1 protein-coding gene is annotated in these 1,076 nt (G+C 74.9%); it reads right to left on the reverse strand.

Annotation, left to right across the window (positions count from 1 at the left end):
- The coding region (locus IF54_RS0138750) for a MerR family transcriptional regulator (RefSeq protein ID WP_037821218.1) at positions 1–969 on the reverse strand (969 nt) is incomplete at its 3' end.
- Positions 970–1,076: the final 107 nt, after the last annotated feature.

Genomic DNA, 1,076 nt, shown 5'->3' on the forward strand with positions numbered 1-1,076 from the left:
GTGCAGGCCCCGCGGCCGGAGCAGTCCAGGACGAACCGACCGCCCCCAGCCGGGTCCTGTGAGCAGGACCCGGCTGCGGGTGCGCGCGCCCCTGATCCCCCAGCGGGTGGCGGCGACCTGCTGCACCAGCGCGAGGTTCGCCGTCCGGGCCGACTGCGACCACAGCACGACGGCGCCCGGGCCGACCCGCTCCACCGCCGCCAGCAGCGCGTCCCCGGGGACCGCGCCGCCCAGCATCAGCGTCGCGGTGCCGCGCTGGGCGAGGGCCGCGTTGAGCGCCTCCAGAGGCAACGTGTGCTGCTCGCCGGGCAGACACGCCAGGATCACCGGAACGGTCCGCGAGATCTCCTGGCCCGCCGAGGCACACACGTAGACGTGCCGGAGGGTGGCCGAGACGTGCCACGACAGCAGGTGCTCCACCTCGACGTAACGCTCGCCCGCCGACTGCCACTTGCGGCCGACCGCCTGGAGCGCCGGTGCCAGGATCTCCTCCCAGGTGACGACCAGGCCGTGCCTGCCGATGGCGGCGGTGAGCTGCTCCTGCACGGCCAGGGCGTCCAGCCGGACCGCGGCGCGTGCGAGGCCCTTGCAGTCCTGCCGCGCGTTCCCCAGCGGAAGACCGCTGCCCGACCGGGAGGCGTGCCGGTCCGCCGGCATGTCGAGCTCGGCCACGGCTCCGACGAGGCTCTCCACCGCGTCAAGGGCATGAGGCCCCTCGGTGAGCGCCTTCACCGCCCTCGCCGCCTCCGCGGGCGGAATGCCGGCCGCCGTCAGCCGGCACATCTCCAGCACCATGGCGACGTCGTCCTGGGTCCACCTGCGGTGGCGTCCCTCCGTGCGGGCCGCCGGGCCCAGGCCGTACCGGCGGTCCCAGGACCGCAGGGTGGTCGGCGACACGCCCAGGCGTCTGGCCAGGGAACCGGTGGTCACCCCGGCGCCCTCGGGCACCTCCGCGTCCGTCTCGCTCACGTCGAGGACCCCGCGGACCCTCCGTGGTAACCACGGGAGCGGTTCGAGGGACGCCTGCGTGCACAGCGGAATCCGATCACGATGCCCTCCGATCTCGTCGTGCGGCC

This window comes from Streptomyces sp. NRRL B-3229, from assembly GCF_000719505.1.
GTDB classification, from domain to species: domain Bacteria; phylum Actinomycetota; class Actinomycetes; order Streptomycetales; family Streptomycetaceae; genus Streptomyces; species Streptomyces griseorubiginosus.